Here is a 1,439-nt window from a genome sequence, read left to right on the forward strand (position 1 = left end):
CTTGTGTACGCCCAGCATGGGCATGAACTAATGAGGTGAAAGTCCTCTGTAGGAAGGTCACCGTTCAATAACATGCTGTTATTAAACGCTAACTACTAGTGAATGGCAAGGGCTTATCCGCGAGGATTGGTCTGAAGGAAGCCGCTAGCAAATTTGCGAGCTGATGAACAAGAACATCATATGAGGCGTAGGCTAGAGGTGAGTTGGCACAAGACGACGAAACCACGTGATCTAATGGCCACCGTAAATGATGCAGCAGTGCAAAGAAAGTTCATGTTCTTATCTGGGGAGATCTGCTTAACACGCGATCGGTCAATAACCAGTCAGGCTCTGGTCTATTAAGTGCCTTGGCTTTTCAATCTCATCGACTGAAAAGAGCGAACCAGATGAAAACCGATAGCGCATGACGGGGCAACTCGGCATGTGATTAAGCAGAAGTCAGCAGACGGCATAGTAGCCCAACGCCCATCGTAATGGATGGGATAGCATACCCCGCGTTAGCGTTGTGGGTACATGGTGAAGGCCTGAACATTTAGAAGAAGGAGGAGTCTTGTCAAACTTGTCGATACCCACTACGTCGCCAGACGATTACTATCGGCAGCGTATTGATATGCAACCGGCCTTCAACAGCGATTTATTCCAACAACTACTCGAACCTGAAAATCTACACCGAGCTTGGCGTCAAGTTAAAGCCAATAAAGGCGCGGCTGGCATCGATGGCATGACTATCGAAGCCTTCCCGCTTTGGGTGCAGCAAGGCGGTTGGCAACAGTGTAAATCTCAACTTGAGTTAGGTGAATATCAACCCTCAGCAGTCAGACGCGTAGAGATCGACAAACCCGATGGCGGTAAACGCAAACTGGGTATCCCTAACGTCATTGATCGTGTGATACAGCAATCAATTGCTCAAATTCTCACGCCGTTGTTTGATCCTTCCTTCTCGGCTAATAGCTTCGGCTTTAGACCGAATAGGAATGCCAAACAAGCAGTCTTGCAAGTCAGGGATATCATCAAACATAAACGCAAATTTGCCGTCGATGTTGATCTGTCCAAGTTCTTTGATCGAGTAAATCATGATCTCTTAATGACTCAGTTAAGGAGCAAGGTACAGGATAAGCGTCTGCTGGCGCTTATTGGTAAATACCTGCGTGCTGGCGTAATGATCAACGACCAATTTGAAGCAAGCTTCGAAGGCGTACCTCAGGGTGGCCCACTCTCACCATTACTATCAAACATCATGTTGGATAGTCTGGATAAAGAGCTGGAAAGCAGAGGGCATCACTTCGCCCGCTACGCGGATGACTTTATCATCTTGGTCAAGTCTCAACGAGCGGGCGAACGTGTCCTCAAGAGTATTACTTGCTATCTTGCCACTAAGCTAAAACTGGTTGTTAACGAACAGAAAAGCCAAGTGGTTAAGGTAGGCCAAAGCAAGTTCC

The 1,439-nt window shown here is 47.4% G+C and carries 1 protein-coding gene; it reads left to right on the plus strand.

All coding sequences use genetic code 11. The annotated features are described in order from the left end of the window. Nucleotides 1-550: 550 nt before the first annotated feature. A partial coding sequence (gene ltrA / locus AEA42_RS05475) for a group II intron reverse transcriptase/maturase (RefSeq protein WP_055647191.1) occupies nt 551-1,439 on the plus strand: 889 nt, incomplete at its 3' end.

This window comes from Shewanella sp. Sh95, from assembly GCF_001308045.1.
Classification (GTDB): domain Bacteria; phylum Pseudomonadota; class Gammaproteobacteria; order Enterobacterales; family Shewanellaceae; genus Shewanella; species Shewanella xiamenensis.